Annotated in this window: 18 protein-coding genes; all 18 read left to right on the forward strand. The window is 54.1% G+C overall.

Annotation, left to right across the window (positions count from 1 at the left end; all coding sequences use genetic code 11):
• Positions 1-81 precede the first annotated feature (81 nt).
• The 18 genes from NSU01_RS17600 to NSU01_RS17685 all read left to right on the forward strand — a co-directional run bounded on the left by NSU01_RS17600 (position 82) and on the right by NSU01_RS17685 (position 21,854).
• Positions 82-1,053 (forward strand): ABC transporter permease subunit, encoded by a 972-nt coding sequence (locus NSU01_RS17600; RefSeq protein ID WP_042137421.1) that lies wholly within the window; start codon positions 82-84, stop codon positions 1,051-1,053.
• Entirely contained in the window at positions 1,047-1,901 is an 855-nt protein-coding gene (locus NSU01_RS17605) for a carbohydrate ABC transporter permease (protein WP_039292182.1), read from the forward strand. The genes NSU01_RS17600 and NSU01_RS17605 overlap by 7 nt, the downstream gene beginning before the upstream one ends.
• 30 nt (positions 1,902-1,931) lie before the next feature.
• A complete protein-coding gene (locus NSU01_RS17610) occupies positions 1,932-4,001 on the forward strand; it encodes a hypothetical protein (RefSeq protein ID WP_076245931.1) in 2,070 nt (689 codons plus the stop codon).
• Positions 3,998-5,395 (forward strand): FAD-dependent oxidoreductase, encoded by a 1,398-nt coding sequence (locus NSU01_RS17615; protein ID WP_076245933.1) that lies wholly within the window; start codon positions 3,998-4,000, stop codon positions 5,393-5,395. Before NSU01_RS17610 ends, NSU01_RS17615 begins: the two co-directional genes overlap by 4 nt.
• A gap of 27 nt (positions 5,396-5,422) precedes the next feature.
• Positions 5,423-9,172, forward strand: a complete 3,750-nt coding sequence (locus tag NSU01_RS17620; RefSeq protein ID WP_076245935.1) for a sugar-binding protein — start codon at positions 5,423-5,425, stop codon at positions 9,170-9,172.
• 69 nt (positions 9,173-9,241) lie between these two features.
• The gene (locus NSU01_RS17625) at positions 9,242-10,528 is read left to right on the forward strand and encodes a Gfo/Idh/MocA family oxidoreductase (protein ID WP_076245937.1); all 1,287 of its coding nucleotides are present in this window, start codon (positions 9,242-9,244) and stop codon (positions 10,526-10,528) included.
• Positions 10,529-10,828: 300 nt separating this feature from the next.
• Positions 10,829-12,022, forward strand: coding sequence for an IS256 family transposase (locus NSU01_RS17630; protein WP_042133759.1), 1,194 nt, complete (start codon positions 10,829-10,831; stop codon positions 12,020-12,022).
• A 392-nt stretch (positions 12,023-12,414) separates the two neighbouring features.
• Entirely contained in the window at positions 12,415-13,107 is a 693-nt protein-coding gene (locus NSU01_RS17635; RefSeq protein WP_076243169.1) for a response regulator transcription factor, read from the forward strand.
• 81 nt (positions 13,108-13,188) lie between these two features.
• Positions 13,189-14,112 carry an ATP-binding cassette domain-containing protein gene (locus NSU01_RS17640; RefSeq protein ID WP_042137436.1) on the forward strand — a complete coding sequence of 308 codons (924 nt, stop codon included), beginning with the start codon at positions 13,189-13,191 and terminating at the stop codon, positions 14,110-14,112.
• Positions 14,105-14,866 carry an ABC transporter permease gene (locus tag NSU01_RS17645; protein ID WP_076243168.1) on the forward strand — a complete coding sequence of 254 codons (762 nt, stop codon included), beginning with the start codon at positions 14,105-14,107 and terminating at the stop codon, positions 14,864-14,866. The genes NSU01_RS17640 and NSU01_RS17645 overlap by 8 nt, the downstream gene beginning before the upstream one ends.
• Before the next feature lie 22 nt (positions 14,867-14,888).
• The gene (locus NSU01_RS17650; RefSeq protein ID WP_076243167.1) at positions 14,889-15,788 is read left to right on the forward strand and encodes a HAMP domain-containing sensor histidine kinase; all 900 of its coding nucleotides are present in this window, start codon (positions 14,889-14,891) and stop codon (positions 15,786-15,788) included.
• A 197-nt stretch (positions 15,789-15,985) separates the two neighbouring features.
• Positions 15,986-16,546, forward strand: a complete 561-nt coding sequence (locus tag NSU01_RS17655) for a glycerol-3-phosphate responsive antiterminator (protein WP_042137442.1) — start codon at positions 15,986-15,988, stop codon at positions 16,544-16,546.
• Between the two features lie 108 nt (positions 16,547-16,654).
• Positions 16,655-17,509, forward strand: a complete 855-nt coding sequence (locus NSU01_RS17660; RefSeq protein WP_256703785.1) for an HAD-IIA family hydrolase — start codon at positions 16,655-16,657, stop codon at positions 17,507-17,509.
• 17 nt (positions 17,510-17,526) lie between these two features.
• On the forward strand, positions 17,527-18,270 hold the full coding sequence (locus tag NSU01_RS17665; RefSeq protein WP_076243166.1) for a glycerophosphodiester phosphodiesterase: 744 nt from the start codon (positions 17,527-17,529) through the stop codon (positions 18,268-18,270).
• Positions 18,267-19,001: a glycerophosphodiester phosphodiesterase family protein gene (locus tag NSU01_RS17670; protein WP_076243165.1), complete on the forward strand. Its 735-nt coding sequence runs from the start codon at positions 18,267-18,269 to the stop codon at positions 18,999-19,001. Before NSU01_RS17665 ends, NSU01_RS17670 begins: the two co-directional genes overlap by 4 nt.
• A 46-nt stretch (positions 19,002-19,047) precedes the next feature.
• Positions 19,048-20,139, forward strand: coding sequence for an ABC transporter ATP-binding protein (locus NSU01_RS17675; protein ID WP_076243164.1), 1,092 nt, complete (start codon positions 19,048-19,050; stop codon positions 20,137-20,139).
• Positions 20,136-21,014, forward strand: a complete 879-nt coding sequence (locus NSU01_RS17680) for a sugar ABC transporter permease (RefSeq protein ID WP_076243163.1) — start codon at positions 20,136-20,138, stop codon at positions 21,012-21,014. The genes NSU01_RS17675 and NSU01_RS17680 overlap by 4 nt, the downstream gene beginning before the upstream one ends.
• A 12-nt stretch (positions 21,015-21,026) precedes the next feature.
• The gene (locus NSU01_RS17685) at positions 21,027-21,854 is read left to right on the forward strand and encodes a carbohydrate ABC transporter permease (protein ID WP_042137452.1); all 828 of its coding nucleotides are present in this window, start codon (positions 21,027-21,029) and stop codon (positions 21,852-21,854) included.
• Positions 21,855-21,874: the final 20 nt, after the last annotated feature.

Genomic DNA, 21,874 nt, shown 5'->3' on the forward strand with positions numbered 1-21,874 from the left:
ACGATTCTTGGATATAAGGGAGCTGCGGAATGAACGCTATTCCAGGCTCCCGAAATTTATAGAGGAGTGAGAAAGAGCTATATGCCAAAAACATTGCACCAGCCCTCCGGTCCGGCGGCCATACGCTCCAAAAGCCTGAAAAAGCCGGGGCGGGGCCTGCTATTTTATCTCTACCGGGACCGTTATCTGTACTTGTTCCTTATTCCGGCCATGTCCTATTTCTTCCTGTTCAAATTTGTCACCCTGTACGGCGAGCTGATCGCCTTCAAGGATTTCCGCCTGCTGGACGGAGTTTGGGGCAGCCCCTGGGTGGGGCTTAAGCATTTTCATACCTTGTTTGGAAGCTCAGACTTCTGGAATGTGCTGCGCAACACCCTGCTGCTGAATTTATACAATCTTGTTTTTGCCTTCCCGGCTCCGATCCTGCTGGCCCTGCTGCTGAATGAGCTGCGGGTGAACTGGTTCAAGCGGGCTGTGCAGAACATGCTGTATTTGCCTTTTTTCATCTCATGGGTAGTTCTGGCGGGGATCATTGTCTCCTTGCTGTCACCTTCCACCGGAGTAGTGAACGCGGCCCTGCGCCTGTTCGGGATTGATCCGGTTTACTTCATGACCAGCACCTTTTGGTGGCCTGTGGTGTTCATTGTCTCCACCATCTGGCAAAGCGCGGGCTGGGGTACGATTATCTATATGGCCGCCATCTCATCTATTGACCCCGGCTTATACGAAGCGGCCAAAATCGACGGAGCCACCAAGCTGCGCCAGATCTGGCATATTACGCTGCCGGGTATCCGCGGGACCATTGGTGTCCTGCTGGTTCTGCAGATGGGGAAGATGATGGATGTGGGCTTCGAGCATATCTTTAATCTGCAGAATGCCGCTGTCTTCAGTGTATCCGATGTCATCAGCACGTTCGTGTACCGCACAGGGCTGCAGAACGCGCAATACAGTCTGGCAACGGCTGTGGGATTATTTCAGGCGCTGATCGGGCTGATTCTGGTGCTGACGGTCAACAAAATTGTGAAAAAGCTGGGAGAAGGCGGATTATGGTAAACCGACTGAAAAGTATGCCGCTGTATTTGTTTCTGGCCCTGTGTGCGTTCATAACGGTATTTCCGATTCTGAATATTCTGGCGATGTCGCTGAGCAGCAGCCGGGCGATCATCTCGGGCGAAGTGGTATTGTGGCCGGTAGAAATTACCGTTCAGGCCTATAAACAGCTGTTCATCGACGGGCAGCTGCTCATCGCTCTCAAGAATACAGTGATCATCACAGCCGTAGGTACTGTACTCCAGATGATTGCAACTACGCTGGCCGCATACACGCTTTCGAAGCGGAGATTGAAAGGACGGCAGATCTTTACGTTTATGGTGATGTTCAGCATGCTGTTCGGTACCGGGCTGATCCCGCTGTTCCTGCTGGTTAAGCAGCTGCACCTGATCAATACCTTCTGGGCGATCTGGCTGCCCGGGCTGGTAAGTGCTTACAATCTGTTTGTGATGAAATCATTTTTTGAAGGCCTGCCGGCCGAGCTGGAAGAATCAGCGACGATTGACGGCGCAACGGATCTGACGGTGTTCTTCAAGCTGACGCTGCCTTTATCCAAGCCCATCTTGGCTGCGATTTCGCTGTTCTATGCGGTTGCTCTGTGGAACACCTATTCCAATGCCTTGTATTTCATCAGCAAATCGCAGCTGCTGCCTGTAACAGTCAAGCTGTACCAGATGCTGCAGACGCCGATTGATTCCCTGCTTGCAGGCGGGGATTCCTCCCAATACATCCAGCCGGAGGGGCTGAAGGCCGCGGCGATCATCATCACGGTGCTGCCAATCCTCTGCGTTTATCCTTTTTTGCAAAAGCATTTTATCAAAGGGGTTCTGCTGGGCTCGGTGAAGGGCTGAAGTGCAGAATTCCATTTCCGGAGGGAACACATGAAGGTGACTACAAACTATACACTCGGTTCATTTGCGTTTGATTTACGGAAAAGTCTGGCCCCCCCGGAACATCTATGGGTGTGCAGCGGCTATAGTACAGTTGCGCCTTCCGCGCGAACGGTCTGCGGCGTTCAAGGCTGCTATTCACCGCCTTTCGCCGCCAAGGATCTGGGCGTAAAACTTCATATAACAGCGGACGGACATCCTGTCCGAGATAACGGAGACTTAGGCAAGGGGGACTGTGGCGTACTGTATGCGAAGGGCGTATGGCAGCCCGATCAGATCAAAAGACAAGGAACATACCATCATCTGGTGGACGGAAACCTGTTATCACTGGCGGTGTCCAGTGAATTGACGCCTCTGACGGATACCCATGGCTTCCTCCTGACTCAGCGGATCAAGAACCGCAGTCTTAGAACGGTAACGGTTGCGGTTCTACCGGAGCTGGTGCCGGGAAGCCCGGCCATGGTTCCGCTGGACGATTGGGACTATGGAGCACCGCTGACCTCTGCCGGTCCTGCGCTGCAGATTGAGGAAGGAATCTGGGAGAACGAACAGGTCCGTATTACACTGCTTCGGGAAGGGGATCGGGAGCTGAGCCTTGGAGAAGGGGAGGAGGCCGTGTTCCGGCTGGCTGCGGTTCTGACTCCTGCCGGACAAGAGTTCCGTTGGGAAGAAGGGCAGACCCTGAAAGAGCTGGGGGGGCGGACAACCGTAGTCTGGGAACGCCGGCTTGAGGAAGCCTGCCGTGAATTGCCGGTGCTGCAATCGGATATTCCGGGACTGGAAGACTATTACCGCCGCTCATTGATCAGCGGGATGGTATGTCTGTGGGAGAATCCTGAATTCGCCATTCAGCCTTTTCCCGCAGTCTCCGGCCTGGAAGGTGCAGGGATCTGCTGTTATCCCTGGGATGCCGGGGGGTACGGAGCAAGAACGCTGGCACTGATGCTGGGGAAGGACAAAGCGGCAGAGCTCGCGGGACTAATGGCGGCCAGCGGCATTGAACGGCACTCCCGGTTTGCTCCCAGCGGACAAGGAGCCCATGTGCCCTACTCGTATAGCTTATGGTCCTTCCTGAACTTTGCCTGGTCTATCTTTGTACTGCACGGAGAAGGGGCAGAACTGTTCCCGACCATGCGGACACTGGCCTTATATGACGATAGCCGGTTGCCGGAGTGGAATGAGCTGCTGGATTACGGCCTTCAACCGAACCTGCTGGAAATGCGGGGTGCAGGCTATGAACATATCGTAGCCAGTCCGAATGCCGAGCGGGCATGGAGTTATGACCGCTTGGCCGATCTGGCGCAGCATCTGGATCTGGCGGCGGATCAGCCCGCACAGGAATGGCGGGACAAGGCGGAGCGTATCCGCCAGTCGATCCGCACCCATCTGTGGGATGAGGACAAAGCCTGGTTCAAGGCCATATATCCCGAAGGCCATGCGGAATCGATCTATTCGATTCAATATTATGACGCGCTGCGCTTCGGGGCCTGCACCGAGGAGATGAAGGAGGGAATGTTCGCACAGGTTAGGGATGGGGCATTTCTCGGCAAATACGGCGTAAGCAGTATCTCGGCCGAAGATGAGCTGCATTATGAGCAGAATGATCCGGATTGGTCGGGAGGCGGAGCCTATACCGGGGATGGGCCGATGCTTGCGCTGACGCTGTGGGAATCCGGCCGCGATGAGCTGGCCTGGGATACATTGAAGCGCCACTTCTGGATGGGGCAGCATCTGCCGTATTATCCGCAGGAGCATTACTGTGACCGCCCGGCTGTTCCCGTGCATAAGCGGGCGAATGTGGTCGCAGGCTTGGCCGGCGCGGAAGCAATACTGTTTGGCCTGGCCGGTCTCGATCCCCGCCTGGACGGCAGCTTATGGATTCATCCCCGCCCGCCCGCTGAAGGAAAGGTCTCTCTTTCCGGTTTCGTTTTCCGGGGGCATATCATTGATGTGCGGATGAGACCGGAATGGTGCGAAATCGTCTGTGATGACAAGGTAATCTACAGCGGTGTCCCCAGCCTCCGTGAGGTTGTTCAGTCCCCCGGGAGCCTGAGGAATTGAAGAGAGAGAAGGGAGCGGACGCTATGAAGGGAAACTGGAATTTCGAGCTTGTGGTGGTAGGAGCAGGAGTCGGCGGGATCAGCGCAGCCCTGGCTGCTGCGAGGTTGTTCCGGCGGGTGCTGCTGATTGAGGCGGGGCCTGAAGTCGGCGGCACCGGCGTCTTCTCCAGCGTCTCGCTGATCTGCAATTTCCGCGACAGTATGGGACGACCGGTTACAAGCGGCATTCACCGCGAGCTGTTCCCGGCGGCGTATACCCATTACAACGAACAGCGGGTGCCGACCTATGATGAGCAGTCTCTGAAGTCCACCTATCAGCAGCTCCTGGAAGCTGAGCCAACGCTAACCGTGTGGACCGGGTGCTCGGTGAATGAGGTTGATGTGGAGAAGGGTCGGATTCAGCGACTTCACCTTCAGGGCAATCAGGCTGGAACGGTTGCCGCAGAGGTATTTCTGGATGCCACGGCGGACGGTAATCTGTCCGCAATGGCAGGGATGCAGTACGAAATCGGCCGTGAAGGTGACGGCAAGCTGCAATCAGCCACCGCCACCTTTCGTGTGAGCGGCTTCGATCCCATGAAGCTGAAGAATCCGGATATCCAGACCTGGCCGGCGATCCATTCCCTGCGGCTTGAGCTGCTGCCGTATTATCAGGAGCTTAAGGACAAGGGGGAGACCGCTAATCCAAGGCAGAGCATCACCTGCTTTCCTTATCCGGACGGCAAGTCGCTGCTCTTCAACTCCACCTCTGTGCTGGGAGTGGACCCTACCCGTCCGGATTCAGTAAGCCTGGGCATGGAGGAGGGTACCCGGCAAGCCAATGAATTGTTCGGGGCCATCTGCAAGCATCCGGCATTCCGGCAGGCCAGGCTGGATTATATCGCGCCGCGACTCGGTGTCAGGGAAGGCCGGCGGATCACTGGTGAGTATGTCCTGACAGCCGAAGATTGCCTGAACAACCGGCATTTCGGGGATATGATTGCAGCTTGCGCCTACTCACTGGACATTCACAGCCCGGATGGAGGAGCGACCCGGCTGGAGCGCATTCCCGGGGACGGATATTACCATATTCCCTATCGTTCCCTGATCCCCGTGGGCTGCTCCAATCTCCTGCTCGCCTCCCGCTGCATCAGCGGAACCCATGAGGCGCACAGCTCTTACCGGATCATGGCGTCGGTCAGCGCCATCGGTGAAGCGGCGGGGGTTGCTGCCTCGCTGGCCGTGATTCAGGGGAAGGCGGATGTAAGGGAGGTGATGCCTGCACATATCCGTTATGTGCTGCAGCTGCGGGGGCAATTCACAGAAGGTGAAGTGGAGCGGGTTCCGCTTCCGGCCAGTCCGCAGCAGGAACAGCCTGGATCATTGGAACCGAACTTCAAGTCAAGTCATGACTGACCATTCAGAAGGGAGGAATACGCAACGATGAATAGGAGAAGCAGCAAGCAAGCCATATGGGCGTTGATCATCCTGCTGGTATTCTCCATGGCGGCAGAGGGGTTCCCCTCTGCTGTCTACGGAGAACCATTGAGAGCGATTGCATCACCTGGGGGAATCATCCCGCCGGATGCTTCAGGCACTCCCGCCAGAGTAACTGAGTCCGTCTATGAAGAACCGGGGTCCCCGGTCATTACAGACTGGGAAGATGATTTCCGCAGCAGCTTCGGTAAGCATACGCACGCTTTGGCTCTGGAAGCGGAGGACATCGTCATTGACGGGGTAGTGGATGAATGGGATCGCTACGCAGAGATCCGGCTTCCGGAGGCTGCCGGGCAGGTGCTGGTCGAAGGCTGGGGAGGACCTGCGGATGTATCCGCCAGCGTCTATCTCGCTTATGACCAGAGCTACTTCTACTGGGCGGCGAAGGTGACGGATAATGTGCATGCTCCTGTCTCCGACAGCACCATGTGGAGAGGGGACAGCATCCAGTTCGCCTTCAGTCCCGGCGGCAGCTACGGGCCGGAATACGCCATCAATTATATGGACGGGCAGGCGCATGTCTGGCAGTTCAGCGAAGGCGGAGCCGCAGCAGGAGCGGAAGTGATCACGGCTGCAGCCAGCCGGACCGGACAGGAGACCTTCTATGAGGTACGGATGCCGTGGTCTGCTCTCTCCACAGGTATGCCGGAGAACGGGGAGCTTCCGTTCACGTTGCTGTTCAACGACAATGACGGCGCGGGCCGCCGGGGCTGGCTGGAATGGACACCGGGCATCGGCAAAGCCAAAAGTCCGGCCGATCATGCAGTGATTCATCTGGTCCCTTCCGCCGACCCTTGGAGCTTCTGGGTGGAAGGTCCCCGGGAGATCAATGTGAATACGACTGTCTCTTATTCGGTGTACGCTGTGAACACGACCAGTGAACCGCATAACCTCCATCTGTCATCCAGCCTGCCGGGTGTTGAAGCGGATTTCACGCTGCCTGCCGGCTCGGCCGCCGGATGGAGCCTGCCGTTCACCACGGCGGACCCCGGAGAGCAGCTGCTTGAATTCACGCTTGCGCAGCAAGGGAGTACTGCCGGCAAGCGGCAGGAGCTGAAGGTGACTGCGGTGCTCGATCCCGCAGAGATTGAGGCCATGCTGGATAGTGTGAATGCACAACTGCCCGGTCTGGAGCAGTTGCTGCTGCAATGTGAGGCACAAGGACTGTCCACAGATTATGAGCGGATTGATTATACCGTAATCAAGGACTTCATTGGTTACGGCAAGGAGGATATCGTGCAGGGGCGGCTCGGCAGAGCGCAGTATGTGGCGGCTGAGCTGGAGACGATGCTTGCAGGCAGCAAGCATCAGCTGGAAGGGTATCTGGATGGCAGCCTGACCCCGCAGTCCGCACCCCGGTATGTCTCCGGACGCCCGGAGATTTCCGGATATTCCTTCGTGGGTGACACCATCGTGAGGAGTACGGGCGTCACCGAAGAACGGCCAATCTTCTTCACGGGCTACGGTCACTTCAACCAGGTGAAGCGGGATATTCCGAAGCTTCAGGATCTCGGAGCGAACGTAATCCAGATTGAGCTGGGGCCAAGGGATGTCATTCTGGACAAACAAGATTTCGTAAACCGCTACACCGTCAACCGCTCCGGTGCGGTGTCTGCTACAGCAGCAATTACAGAAGGGATAAGCCATTCCGGCAATCATTCCCTGAAGATTGCCAATGCATCGCCGCGGCAGCCGAATGTATTCATCAATGTCGCCCAGACCATAGCAGTAGAGCCGGAGACTACCTATGAATTCAAGGTATGGGTGAAGGGTGACAATGCCAGGAACGTCTGGTTCCCGGGCGGAACGGGCTGGAAGCAGCGTCAGCCGTTGCCCGGCGGAACCTATGACTGGACGGAGGTGACGTTCGAATATACCACAGCGAAGGGGGAGGTATCCTACCCGCTGGTTATTTTATCCGAGAATACAGGTACGGTCTGGGTGGATGACTTAAGTGTTGTCAAGGCCGGGAGCACGGTGAATCTGATTCAGAATCCCGGCTTTGAGGAGCTGGGCGGTTATTCCCCAGACAAGGAATACGTTGTCTCCACCCGCAAAATCCAATCGGATCTGTTACCGGCGCTGCAGCGGGCTGAGGATTATGATATTGCGGTCAATCTCCTGATTTCCCCGCATTATTTTCCGGACTGGGTGCTCGCAAAGTGGCCGGAGCTGAAGGTGGATAATAACGGCTCTATCAAATTCTCCCTGTTTCAGCCGATGGCCCAATCCATTATTGAGGATTATCTGCGGGCCTTGATTCCTGCCATCAAGGATTATGATTCGCTGCAGAGTCTTACGCTCACCAACGAATCGGTCTATATGGCCAATAAGGATGCCTATGCGCTGCCTGCCTGGCAGGAGTATCTTGAAGGCATCTATGACGGCGATATCGGGCAGCTGAACGGCGTCTATCAAACAGCCTATAGCTCATTTAGCGAAGTGCCTATGCCTGAGAATATTACAGCTTCTCCGGCGTCTTATGACTATGTGCTGTTCAACCAGGATTACTTCGCCAGCTGGCATGAATGGATGGCCGGAATTATCCATGAGCTTGCTCCTGAGCTGCCTGTGCAGGCGAAAATCATGGGTGATCCCCGGGGCAGCCTGTCCTGGGGCGTGGATATCGAGCGCTTCTCGGAGTTCAGCCAGATCAACGGCAATGACAACTGGAATTATATCAACGAAGGCCCGAAGGGCTTCATGGAAGAACTCAGCTTCTATGATTTGCAAGCCTCCTTCAAAGAAGCCCCGGTCTTTAATTCTGAGCATCATCTGATCGCAGATGGGGACAAAATGTATACGCCGGAACAGGCAAAGCATGTCCGCTCCGTACTGTGGCAGAGTGCGATTCACGGCAGGGGCGGCTCGGCCATCTGGGTCTGGGAGCGGACATACAATGAAACGGCAAGTACCGAGGGCAGCATTCTGCACCGGCCGGATGTTGTAGCTCAGGCGGGACGAACCAATCTGGACCTGAACCGGCTGGCCGGCCAGGTTACCGCCTTCCAGAACGAGCAGCCACAGGTTGCGATTCTGTATTCTACAGCCTCAGGCGTCTTCTCCGGTGATTATTCGGCAGTCTCACTCCGCTCTTATGAAGCGTTGTCTTACAGCGGCTACAAGGCTGGATATGTTTCTGAAGGGCAGGTAGACAATGGCGGGTTGGACGATTATAAGCTGCTGATTGTGCCAAACGCTTCAAGAGTCAATCCGGAGACGCTGAGCGGAATCAGACAGTTTATGGAGCAGGGCGGACGGGTGCTGCTGATCGGCTCCCACGCTTTGGAGCTTACGCCGCACGGCGCGGCGCTCTCTGCCGCAGACAGAAGTTATGTGTTCGCCCATGCGGACAAAATATCCGCAACGGACTGGACCGCAGGCCAAATCAGAGATTACTTGTTACCGTTCCTGCAGACTGTAAATCCGGGGCAGCTGCTGCTGCTTGATCCGGCAGACAATGCTCCCGTATACAATGTCGAGTGGAGAACCGTTGAATATGGGGGACATACACTCATGAATGTGGTTAACTATGGCCCGGAACCCGTGGTGGTCAAAGCAGTCCGCAATGGATTAACGGCAAACGGCTTCATGGATCTGATTACAGATCAAAGCACTGCGGGCCAGACTATAGAGCTTCAGCCGCTGACCCCCTATTTGTTCAGTCTGGACTTTCCGGCTGAGACAGATAACTGAGGGTAGTGCACGGCTGCGCTGCAAAAACTGAAACTCAATATAAGAACTAACTTTAGGAGGCACACGTAATTGGATAAGAAGCGTTATGTACAGGTAGGCATTGGCGGCAGGGCGCAATTTTTCTATGAAGCTATCGCGAAGGAGTACAGGGATTCTGCGGAGCTTACCGCTTTTTGCGATGTGAATCAGACACGTATGGATTACGCCAACAAGCTGTTGTCGGAGACACACGGGTATCCGCAGGTGAACACCTACCTGGCTGAGCAGTTTGACACCATGATCGAGACAGAGAAACCGGATATTGTCATTGTCACCAGTGTAGACCGGACCCATCACAGATATATTATCCGCGCGCTTGAGCTTGGCTGTGATGTGATCACAGAGAAGCCCATGACCGTTGATGTGGAGAAATGCAAGGAGATTTACGAAGCGGTGGAGCGTACCGGACGCAAGGTCAGGGTCACCTTCAATTACCGCTATGCCCCCCATCATACGAAAGCCCGCGAGCTGATTGCCTCAGGGATAATCGGGGAAGTGCATTCCATTCATTTCGAATGGCTGCTGAATACTGAGCATGGGGCGGATTATTTCCGCCGCTGGCACCGGGACAAGCGCAACAGCGGGGGACTGCTCGTTCACAAATCCACTCATCACTTCGATCTGGTCAACTTCTGGATCGGTGCGGAGCCGGAAACGGTGTTTGCCTTCGGCGACCTGCGATTCTATGGCCGGGAGAATGCCGAGAACCGCGGCGTAACTTCATTCTATCAGCGTGCCACCGGAAATCCGGCTGCCAAGGACGATCCCTTTGCCCTGCAGCTGGATGAGAATCCCGTTCTGAAGGAGATGTACCTGGATGCAGAAGCAGAGGACGGCTATCAGCGGGATCAAAGCGTGTTCGGCGACGGAATCAGTATTGAGGACACCATGGGAGTAATGGTCCGGTACAGCAATAAGGCGATTCTTACGTATTCATTGAACGCCTACATGCCTTGGGAGGGTTACCGGATAGCTTTTAACGGCTCCAAGGGCCGAATCGAAATGAGCATCGTGGAAAAATCCTATGTCAATGCCGGAGGTGACCGTGCCCTGGAGGGAGCTGTGGAGGGTAAGCATATTGTGGTGCATCCCATGTTTGGAGCGCCTTATGAAGTTCAGGTGGATGAAGGAACGGGAGGCCACGGCGGCGGAGATCCTGTGCTGCTGAACGATCTGTTCGGAACGCCGGACGAGGATATTTACCACCGTGCGGCCGACCACCGGGACGGAGCCCGCTCCATCATGACCGGAATCGCCGCCAATCAGGCCATGCGGACCGGACTACCGGTCCGGATCAAAGATCTGATTACCATCTAAATTATTGAAGAAGGCTGGCGTAGGCTGCTACGTCGGGAAGAGCAGGTTTTGATTACAGTTGTGTGCTTATAAGAGGCATCCCCATCAGTTAATGATGTATGGGGATGCCTCTACTTATAACAGCAGCTTCCCTGAGGAAATATAAATAACTCTTTCCATAAAATCCTGCACATAATACAACATTCCCCTCATCCTGTGATGGCGTAAAATAAGTTGTGTACCAGTATTTGGAGCCTAGTCAGGCAACAAAAAAGTAGGGTATCCTCAGGATTGCGAAACCACCAAGGAGGAACCCTACCAATGACTATTTTACCCGAAAGCTCACTGAATAATCTATTTGAAAAACTTGTTAACGATTTTGTGAAAGACCACTTGGAGTCCATCATGCGTGCAGAAATGCAGGCGTTCATGGCGAGCGAGGAAGCAGGTACACGCAATAGCCGTAACGGATACTACACCCGAAACCTGCACACGAAATACGGCAATCTAGAGGACCTGGAGGTCCCCCGCGACCGCCAAGGATTGTTTCAAACTCAGATGTTTGAGCCGTACCAGCGGCGGGACGGGTGGCTGGAGGAAGCGGTCATCCAGATGTATAAAAGCGGCATGGGGACGCGGGATGTGGCCCGGTTTATTGAAAGTATGTTTGGAAGCCATTACTCTCCAACGACCGTTAGCAACATTACGGCTACCGTCCTGGACGACATCCACCAGTGGCAGAAACGGCCGCTGAGCAAGCGCTACAGCGTGATCTACCTGGATGGGCTGTACGTGAAGCTCAAACGGGGTACGGTCCGCGGTGAGGTCGTTTATTTTGCGATGGGGATTGACGAAGAGGGACAACGTCAAATCCTAGGGTTCTACGTCGGCGGTCAAGAGAGTTCGAACGGCTGGCGTGAGGTCCTTAAAGACCTGTACGACCGTGGAGCGCAGGAAGTGTTGCTCGGTGTGTTTGACGGGCTTCCCGGGCTGGATGCGGCGTTTAAAGAGACGTACCCGCAGGCGGATGTGCAGCACTGTGTGGTGCACAAGGTGCGGGCCACGTTCCCCAAAATCCGGATCGAGCACAAAACCGATGTCCTTGAAGACCTGAAGACCGTGTATACCGCACCGGATGAGGTCGTGGCCCGGGCTAACTTTGATACGGTCAAAGCCAAGTGGAACAAGCTGTATTCGAAAGAAATGAAGTCCTGGGAGGAGCAGTTGTGCACACTCCTGACGTTCTACAAGTACCCGGAGCCCATTCGCAAAGCGATCTATACGTCGAATCCGATTGAGCGAATGAACAAGGAAATCCGCAAACGCCTTAAACCGATGAACAGTTTGACGAATATGGATGCGGCAGAGAAAATCGTGTATCTCGAAATGCTTGACTACAATGAACGTCATGGGCAGCGGGTCGTTCCTGGCTTTGGGATGGAACCCGTCAAAAAGAAGCTAAACGAGTTATTTGAAGCACGCTACCCTTCCTTGCCCACACCCGAAGAAGAATAGCGGATGAATCCAGTTTCTGGGGGTCGGGGTTCCCCCGACCCCCAGAAACACCTGCACCCCCAACCCGTAACCCGGGGAGGTACTTCTACTCTCTTACACAAACTTCTTGACGCTACCCATCCTGTCGGCCCAAATTCAAAATTGTTGTATAAAATGCAGGATTTCACCTTTTTCAAGCGGCTTAGCAGGTTTATTCTTGTATTTCATACAACAATCTTCCCGAATACCAGGCTATTAATAAATCAAAGTTGCAAAACGTACAACAATGATGCCTAAAGGGCTTACTACCGATGGGGACAGCTATTCATTCTGGAAAAAGAAGCAGAAACAGTCTATCATAAAAACATAGATTTCAGAAATGACAGCCAATTAAGGAAATACAAGGAGATACGATGAATAATTCGATACATATTCTTGTAGCCGAGGATGATAGCGATATCAGCCGGCTGCTGTGCAGTATTATACGGAAAAGCGGTTATGTACCCCAGCCAGCCTTCTCCGGAACGGAAGCGTTACTCTATCTGCAGCAACGGGAATGGAGCATGGTATTGCTGGATTTAATGCTGCCCGGAATGACCGGGGAGGAGCTGCTGGATTGGATCCGTTCACGGGGAGATGTGCCGGTCCTTATCATTTCGGCTAAAGGTGAACAGCATACCAAAGTATCCGCGCTGCGCGGAGGTGCAGACGACTTCATTACGAAGCCCTTTGATCTCGAGGAGGTGTCCGCACGAATCGATTTGCATCTGCGCAGGTATGCACAAATTGCGGCTCCGCCTGTATCGCGCATCATGCAGCATAAAGGACTCCTGCTTGAATCCGACTCTAGAACGGTGACTGCAGAAGGGATGAAGGTTGCACTGACCGCCAGGGAATACAAAATTCTAAGCTTGCTCCTGTCGGCACCCCAAAAAGTATTCACCAAAGCAAATCTATACGAAAGCGTATGGGATGAGCCCTACCATGGTGATGACAATACGGTCAACGTACATATGAGCAATTTGCGGAACAAACTTGTGAAGGCTGCACCGGGAAGCGAATATATCGAGACCGTATGGGGCTTGGGCTATCGGCTAAAGCCTTAAGACATTCTTAAGATTCGGCTTTAGACTCTCTTAAGTTATTGTTTCTATACTTGGTCTAAGACAGAAGGAGGCCAAGAGACTATGAATGAAGTTATTTTGCAAACGAATCAATTGTCCAAGAAGTTCCAAGGCGGTGTAGCACTGGATAAAGTAAATTTAACGATCCGCAAAGGTGCTATCTATGGCTTTATCGGGCAGAATGGAGCAGGAAAATCAACACTGATGCGCATCATAACCGGACTTGCTTTTCCAACCGGAGGATCAATTGAATTATTTGGCGCCGGCGACGAGAAGTCGTTAACCCGGGCACGCAAGCGAATGGGGTTGATTATTGAGAGCCCCGCATTGTTCCCGCACATGACTGCCGGAGAGAATCTGGAGGTGAACCGGCTCCTCCGGGGCATTCCCGGTAAAGATAGCGTCGTACGTATGCTGGAGCTGGTCGGGCTACAGGATACAGGCAGGAAGAAAGTAAAGAATTTCTCGCTTGGCATGAAGCAGCGGCTGGGCCTGGCAATCGCCATGCTGAGCGATCCCGAATTTCTGATTCTGGATGAGCCGACTAACGGGCTGGATCCGATGAGCGTCATCGAAATGCGCGAGCTGCTCAAGCGGCTTAACCATGAACGGGGATTAACGATTCTGATCTCCAGCCACATTCTGAGCGAACTGCATCTGCTCGCCAGCCACTATGGCATCATTCATCAGGGAAAGCTGCTGGAACAGCTCACCGCCCGGGAATTAAATGATAAATGCCAGCAATATTTGTTCATTAAATCGGATAATCCGGACAAAGCGGTAACGGTAATTCAGAACGAGCTAAATACCCATGATTTCGAAGTGATGCCGGATGGGGCCATTAAGCTGTTCGGCCGTTTCGGGCAACCCGCGGAAATATCTTCGGCGTTATTCTCTGCAGGTGTACAGATTGAGCAGTTCATGCCCATGGGAGAAGATCTGGAGAGCTATTTCATGAAGCGGATCGGAGGTGCCGGCTATGTATAATCTGATTAGATCCGAGTTGTTCAAGCTGCGCAAGGACCGATCCTTCCGCGTGCTGCTGCTTATAACCGCCGCTCTTTCACTGGCCTACCCGCTGCTCTACTATTTTGATAACAAGTCCAGTGGAGCGCCGCAGTTCACGGGAGCAGAATTCCTGATTACTTTTATTGCAAGCAATGCTTATGTGATCAAATTGGGCGTAGCAGCCCTGGCAGGATTCTTCATCGCCAATGAATATTCAACAGGTGTAATGAAGTCGATCGCATCATCAGGCCACACCAGAGGCAGGCTATTCGCTGCCAAGCTGATTGGATTCTCTATCGGAACCATGGCTATTTCTCTGGTATTCCCGGTCATAAGCACAGCAGAGGTCTCGCTGCTTGCAGGTTTCGGCCACCTGCCGGAGGGTGTAGATTCGTCCTTCATATTACGAATTCTTGGACTAACGCTGCTGTATACTTCAGGCTACGCGGCAATCGGAGCCCTGTTCACTGCCCTATTCACCGACAGCGGCAAATCCATCGGCTTCTCGATTATTTTCTTTCTATTGATTGATTCCGTTCTGGGCGGCCTGGTTGAATACATTCCTTCCTTAACCAAGGTATATGAATATTCGATCTTCAAGCTTATGGGGGATATCGGCAAGCCCAGAATGGATAGCCATGATCTGCCGGCGCTCCTGCTTGTGCCCATACTGACGATCGCCGTATCCGGGCTGCTCGGTATTCTTGTGTACCGCAGAAAGGAAATCAAATAGATATGAAAGGGGCGGAAGAGTCTTGCTTATCCTGACGCTTATACTGGCTGCGGCGGCAGCTCTTCTGCTTGCCTATCTGCTGCTGCTCAGGCGGGAGCTAAAGCGTATGACACAGCAATTGTACCTTTACAACAAGGGAACTACCGGTAAAAAAATTGAAGTCACCTTATTCGACAACCGGCTGGAAGCGCTAGCGAGTCAAATTAACCGCCAGTCCGGACTTGTCGTCGAGGCAGAAGCACGCAGAAGACGGAGCGAGCAGGAGCTGCGGCAGGCAGTTGCGAACATTTCCCATGACATCCGTACTCCGCTGACCTCCATATCAGGTTATGTTCAACTGCTTGGAGCGGAGCCGGTTACGGATGAGGAGAAGCAGGAATACCTCTCGATCATTCATAACCGGACGAAGCGTCTGCAGGCGTTGTTGAATGATTTCTTCGAGCTGTCCCTCATTGAGTCCCCCGATTATCAGCTCAAGACGGAGCGAATCGGAATGACTGTACTCCTTTCAGAAATACTGGTTGGTTTCTACGACCGTTTCAATGAACAGAACATTATACCGGATATCCGGCTGCCAGAGGAAGACGTGGTTATCTATGCCGATGAATCAGCTATACGCAGGGTGGTTGAGAATTTGCTCATCAATACTGTCAAACATGCAAGCGGAGAGGTGAACATTTGCCTCCAAAAGAGGGACGGGTTTGCCGAGTTGAGGATCGTTAACGAGGCGAAGGCATTATCAAGTGACGAGGTAAGGTTGATATTCGACCGTTTCTACACAGTCGACCGCACACGTTCTGCCCAAGGATCCGGACTAGGACTCTCGATTGCCAAAAGTCTTATGGACAAGATGGACGGAACTCTGACAGCCGAGATGCACCAGGATCATTTGATGATGACTTGCCGTTGGAAGATCAAATAGCTCTCATGCAGTGCTTGATATACGAAGCCCCGAACCCTGTCAGTTATCTGCGGCAATGGAATTCCTTGCCTGAATGTTAACTGTAACTTTTACAGCGCTCTGATATTAAGCGAATAAAAGCTCTGTAACATAGGGGGTAGGACCAGCAGGAAGACAAGCTGGCAGCTGCAAGCTATAAGTGAAGGGAGGATGCTTACTTGAAGCATAACCCCATTATTGCTTCGATCACCGAGGAGTCACAGATTGATCAGGCGGTTGTCTGCGGTGTGAAACGTGTGAATCTGATGACCGGGAACATCAACAACCTGGGGCAGATTGTGAAGCCGCTGCAGCATGCAGGCAAGCAGGTATTCGTCCATGTAGAGATGGTCGGCGGAATTGGCAGAGATGCGGCGGCGATTCAGTATTTGGCCGAAGCCTTCCGGATCGACGGGATCATTACCACCAAGAGCAATGCCATCGCCACAGCCAGAGCGCACGGGCTCGCCAGTATCCAGCGGTTCTTCGCCATTGATACGGCAGCGATAGAAACCGCGCTTCGGATGATCAAGACCTGTAATCCCGATGAGGTCGAGCTCATGCCCGGACTGATGCCGAGAATCATCAAAGATATGAAGCAGCGCATTAAGCAGCCGCTGATCGTAGGCGGACTGATCCGGGAAAAGCAGGAAATCAGCAGTGCGCTGGACAGCGGCGCCGATTATGTCTCCATTGGGGACGCGGCCCTGTGGCAGTGGAAGCGTGAAATAAGTGAATAACGTACCCCGGGGTGGAGACGATGAGAAAACCCAGCGGTCAGTTATTAGCATTCGATGGAGCCTTACGAGGCTGTAACCGGAGGCTTAATTTCTGGAGCTGGTTTTTTTGTGCGGAAATTCCGGCGCGGAGAACCAGTGAACCTGAATGAAAAGGAGCAAGCGCTGATGGACATCGCTTCATATGAAGCCTACTGCTTTGATTTGGATGGGACCGTGCTGATTGGCGATCAGCTGCTTGCGGGTGTGGTGGACACGGTTGCGGAGCTGCGGCGAAGAGGCCGGAGAGTTCTATTTCTGACCAACAGCTCGGTCCATACTCCCCGGGATTGCCAGCGCAGACTGGAGCACATGGGGCTGGCCTGCGGGGAAGAGGAAATCTTGACGGCACTCTATGTCAGCGGCGGCTACTTCGCACGGGAAGAGCCGGAAGCCAGGGTGTATCTGGTTGGAGAAGCGGTGATGCGAAAGCAAATGGAGGAATTCGGAGTGGCCGTAACCAGGGACCCTGAGGCAGCAACCCATGTGCTGGTAGGCATGGACCGCGAATTCAATTATGAGAAGCTGGTGCTCGGAATGAGAGCGGCAAGAGGGGGCGCCAGGCTGGTGGCGGTCAATCCCGATCCGGCCTGCCCGGTGCCCGGAGGTTATATCCCGGATACCTGGGCGATTGTCAAAGCGCTGGAAACTGCGGCCGGGACAGAGGCTGATGTGATTATTGGCAAGCCTTCTTCCTATTATGCGCAGGAGGCGCTTCGGCTGCTGGCCTGTCCCCCGGAGCAATGCCTGATGGTGGGTGACCGGCTGGAGACAGACATTCTAATGGGTAACGGCAGCGGCATGCAGACGGCCCTTGTCCTTACCGGAGTGAGCACCAAAGCGGATATCGACCGGCAGCAGATCATACCCGGTTATGTTCTGAACTCCCTGGCTGATCTGTTCAACAAGCAAGCCGAACCCCAATAACAGGAGGATGAGAAACTATGCAGGATTGTAAAATACTGGCCCACCGCGGCGCAAGCGCCTATGCACCGGAGAATACACTGGAAGCCTTCAGGCTCGCGGTGCAGCAGCATGCCGACGGTCTGGAAATCGATATTCATCTGACCAAAGACGGAGAGATCGTGGTGATTCATGATGATACGATCGACCGCACCTCTAACGGCAAAGGAGATATTATGTCCTACACGCTGGCTGAGCTGAAGGCCTTCCGCTTCAATAAGGGCTTCGAGGAACAATACCCGGAAGCCCAGATTCCTTCCCTCCGTGAAGTGCTGGAATTGGTGAAGGATCATGATCTATACCTGAACATCGAAGTGAAGGATATCCTCTCTAAGTCGGAGCTGTATAACGGACTCGGGAAAGAGGCGGCAAAGCTGGTTGAGGAGTATGGCCTCTGCGGACAAGTGATCTTCTCTTCCTTCAATCATACCTCTATGGTAAGGCTCAAGGAATCTTGCCCGGAGATGCGGACAGCGCTGCTCTACATTGCAGGATTATACGAGGGCGGAAAATATGCGCAAATGACCGGAGCCGATGCTCTGCATCCCTTGTACATCGGGGTTAACCGCGAACTGGTAGAAGAAGCCCACTCGGCAGGAGTTCAGGTCAACGCCTGGACAGTAAATGATCCGGAGCATATCCGCATGATGCTGGAGGCCGGTGTAGACGCGATCATCACTGACCGTCCGGATGTCTGCTATCAGCTTAGAGAGGTATGCGCATGAAGCAGACCCAGATACTGGCTCACCGGGGAGCAAGCGCCTATGCACCGGAGAATACGATGGCCGCATTCGGGCTGGCTCTCGACATGGGGGCGCATGGTATTGAACTGGATGTGCAGCTGACCCGGGACGGGAAGCTGGTGGTGATCCACGATCTGTCCATTGACCGGACTTCGAACGGGACCGGTCTGGTCGGAGAACTGACGCTCGAAGAGCTGCGGCAGTATGATTTCTCGTATGCTTTTGCCGTGAAATACGGAACGGACGGAAGCCGCCTGCCGGAGCTTGGCGAGGTGATGGAGTTCGCCATGAAGCACGGGCTGTACATCAACATCGAGACCAAGGATTATTCCCGGCCTTACGGTGAAGTGAATATGCGGACAGCGGAGCTGGTGCGCCGTTATGGCTACACAGAGAATACGCTGATCTCTTCGATCAATCACAATGCCGTGGCCCGGCTGAAGCGCGATTACCCGGAGCTCAGGACGGCGATTGCGTTCATGGAAAGCTTCTACCGGCTGGAGGCATATGCGGCGAATTGCCGGGCGGATGTACTGCATCCGTATTATCTGGGGGTAGATGAAGCCTTCATGGAGCTGGCGGACCGCAGCCGGTTCGAGGTTAATCCCTGGACAGTGGACGATGAGGCAGAGATGATCCGCTTGCGGAATCTGGGGGTTACGCGGATTATGACCAATAAACCAGACCTTGCACGGGAGTGCCTGAAGCACTGAGAGACGAAAGGAAGCAGGCGGAAGACCACTGCTGGAGGAGGAGAATATGAGCGGCATCGTTCTGGAAAAGGTAACCAAGAAATACGGCGACAAGCTGATTATTGAGGATTTGAATCTGACGATTGAGAGCGGCAGCTTCACGGTGCTGGTCGGCCCTTCCGGGTGCGGCAAGTCTACAACGCTAAGAATGATTGCCGGACTGGAGCATTCCACGGAAGGCTCGATTCACATCGGCGGGATAAGCATGAATCAGGTAGAGCCGGGCAAACGGAATCTGGCGATGGTATTTCAGAATTATGCCTTGTACCCGACCATGACGGTCGAGAAGAACATCGAATACGGGCTGAAGAATAACAAAGTGCCGAAGGAGGAACGCCAGCGGCTGATTACTGAAATTGCGGAGACCGTTGGACTGACCAGGCATTTGCACAAAAAGCCGGAGTTTCTCTCCGGCGGTGAACGCCAGCGGGTCGCCTTGGCGCGGGCCATGGTGAAGAAGCCTGCCGTGTTCCTGATGGACGAGCCGCTGTCCAATCTGGATGCCAAGCTGAGGCAGCAGATGCGGGCGGAGCTGATCGAGCTGCATAAGAAGCTGGGTGCGACCTTTGTCTACGTAACCCATGACCAGGTGGAGGCGATGAGCATGGGCACCCGGATCGTGCTGATGGATAGCGGGAAGGTCATGCAGGAGGATAACCCGCACAACCTGTATTACGATCCGGCCAACCTGTTCTCCAGCCGTTTCATCGGCACCCCGCCGATGAATATTCTCGCCCTTGACCGCTGCGGGGAAGACATCCATAAGCTGGCTCCGCAGCAGGCCCGGTATCTCGGCTTCCGGCCGGAGAAAGCGAAGTTTACCCTGGAGCCGGGAATGGAGCCGGACAATACCGTTAGCCTGACGGGTACGCTCAGCGGCCGGGAGCTGCTCGGGTCGGAGATTATCTACAAAGTGCAGCTGGAGAACGGGCTGAGCATTTCGGTGAAATGCTTCGACCGTCCGGAACGCGAGCTGGAAGCCGTGAGACTCTACGTGAAGAAAGAGCATCTGGCATTCTTCGACGCACAGGAGCAGCGGGTCCGGGTAGCTGCACAGTCCGGAATCAGCACAGCCGGAAGCACCGGTGATTCGGCATGAAGCGGCTGCGTCCGTCCGTGAAGGTGCTTCCCTATCTGCTGGTTGCTCCGGCAGTGATCATCCTGACGGTATTTTACCTCTATCCGATTCTGTACAACATCTATTTGAGCTTCTTCACCTGGAATATGCGCGGACCGATGAAGTTCGCCGGACTCAGCAACTATGCAGAGCTGTTCAGCGGCCGGGATTTCCTCCATACCCTGCTCAATACGCTGCTGTACATGGGGATGGACGTTGGGCTGGTGATGGTGCTGGCGATGGGGCTGGCGCTTTTTTTACAGAAAAACACGCCGCTGAACCGCTTCATCCAGACGCTGAGCTTCACGCCCAATATCATCTCGCTGGTATCCGTATCGCTGATCTGGATGTGGCTGATGAACACGGATACGGGGCTGTTCAATTACCTGCTGTCTGTGCTGGGAGCAGCGCCGGTGGGCTGGCTGACCGATAAGGATGTGGCGCTGTTCTCGCTGGTGCTGGTCTCGGTCTGGAAATCCGTCGGATTCAATGCGCTGATCATTTGCTCCGCCTTGGGCTCTATTCCGGGTTACCTCTATGAGGCTGCGGCTCTGGACAATGCGTCCAAGCGTTCCGTTTTCTTTCAAATTACGCTGAAGATGATCTCACCGACCTTGTTCTTCCTGATCCTGATGAATATCATCGGCTCCTTCCAGGTGTTCGAGACGATCAATATCATGACGCAGGGCGGTCCGTCCAATGCCACGAACACGCTGATCTTCAGCATTTATAAGCAGAGCTTCGAATATTACCGGGTCGGCTACGCCTCCGCAATGGCGGTCGTGCTGATGGGTATCGTGGGGCTGATTACGATTTTCTACTTCAAAGCACTGAATAAACGGGTTCATTACCGCTAAAGGGGTGAGGAAATGAAGGTTTGGGTCCGGCTGCCGGGCGCAGGACTGCGGATCATTGTATCTGTTCTGCTGATTGTGATCTTCCTGATGCCATTCTATTGGATGATCCTCACCGCGTTCAAGACGCTGGGCGAGGTGCTCCGGATGCCGCCGAAATTCTGGGTGGATTCGCTGCAATGGCAGAATTTTCGGGATGCTTTTACGAGGATTAACTTTCTGCATTATACCCGCAATTCCCTGATCATTACGCTCGGGACGATGCTCGGCCAGCTGGTCGTTGTTGTGCCGGCAGCCTATGCATTCGCAAGATATCAATTCAAGGGTAAAAATGCGCTGTTCGGCATCGTGCTCGCCACCATGATGATTCCGGGCCAGCTGATCTTCCTGCCGATCTTCGTGATGTTTGCGAAGTCCGGACTTCTGAACACTTATGTATCGCTCATCGTGCCCTTCATTGCCAGCGGTACGGCCATCTTCATGCTGCGGCAGACCTTCATGCAGGTGCCGGATTCCCAGCTGGAGGCAGCCCGTCTGGATAATGCCAGTGAGTTCAAAATCATCTGCACGATCATGATGCCTGCCGCTGTGCCCACCTTGTCCACACTCGCGCTGCTGACGTTCATCGGGACGTGGAACAGTTACTTTTTCCCGCTCGTATGGACCACAACAGATGCTGTCCGGACCTTGCCGCTTGGAATTCAGAAGCTTCAGGATGTGGAGGGGCTCAGCCCGCAGATCGTGATGGCCGGGAATATGATGCTGATCGTGCCGATTCTGCTGGTCTTCCTGATTGCACGCAAGCAGATTATCAAAGCGTTCACCTACATGGGAGTGAAGTAGCGGGAATACCCTGCGGCCTT

The organism is Paenibacillus sp. FSL H8-0259 (assembly GCF_037963255.1).
GTDB classification, from domain to species: domain Bacteria; phylum Bacillota; class Bacilli; order Paenibacillales; family Paenibacillaceae; genus Paenibacillus_AQ; species Paenibacillus_AQ phytohabitans.

Bases quoted from the DNA above. Each gene is read 5' to 3' on its own strand.
- NSU01_RS17600 (WP_042137421.1), top strand. From the start codon at position 82: ATGCCAAAAACATTGCACCAGCCCTCCGGTCCGGCGGCCATACGCTCC.
- NSU01_RS17605 (WP_039292182.1), top strand. From the start codon at position 1,047: ATGGTAAACCGACTGAAAAGTATGCCGCTGTATTTGTTTCTGGCCCTG.
- NSU01_RS17610 (WP_076245931.1), top strand. From the start codon at position 1,932: ATGAAGGTGACTACAAACTATACACTCGGTTCATTTGCGTTTGATTTA.
- NSU01_RS17620 (WP_076245935.1), top strand. From the start codon at position 5,423: ATGAATAGGAGAAGCAGCAAGCAAGCCATATGGGCGTTGATCATCCTG.
- NSU01_RS17630 (WP_042133759.1), top strand. From the start codon at position 10,829: ATGACTATTTTACCCGAAAGCTCACTGAATAATCTATTTGAAAAACTT.
- NSU01_RS17635 (WP_076243169.1), top strand. From the start codon at position 12,415: ATGAATAATTCGATACATATTCTTGTAGCCGAGGATGATAGCGATATC.
- NSU01_RS17640 (WP_042137436.1), top strand. From the start codon at position 13,189: ATGAATGAAGTTATTTTGCAAACGAATCAATTGTCCAAGAAGTTCCAA.
- NSU01_RS17645 (WP_076243168.1), top strand. From the start codon at position 14,105: ATGTATAATCTGATTAGATCCGAGTTGTTCAAGCTGCGCAAGGACCGA.
- NSU01_RS17665 (WP_076243166.1), top strand. From the start codon at position 17,527: ATGCAGGATTGTAAAATACTGGCCCACCGCGGCGCAAGCGCCTATGCA.
- NSU01_RS17670 (WP_076243165.1), top strand. From the start codon at position 18,267: ATGAAGCAGACCCAGATACTGGCTCACCGGGGAGCAAGCGCCTATGCA.
- NSU01_RS17675 (WP_076243164.1), top strand. From the start codon at position 19,048: ATGAGCGGCATCGTTCTGGAAAAGGTAACCAAGAAATACGGCGACAAG.
- NSU01_RS17680 (WP_076243163.1), top strand. From the start codon at position 20,136: ATGAAGCGGCTGCGTCCGTCCGTGAAGGTGCTTCCCTATCTGCTGGTT.
- NSU01_RS17685 (WP_042137452.1), top strand. From the start codon at position 21,027: ATGAAGGTTTGGGTCCGGCTGCCGGGCGCAGGACTGCGGATCATTGTA.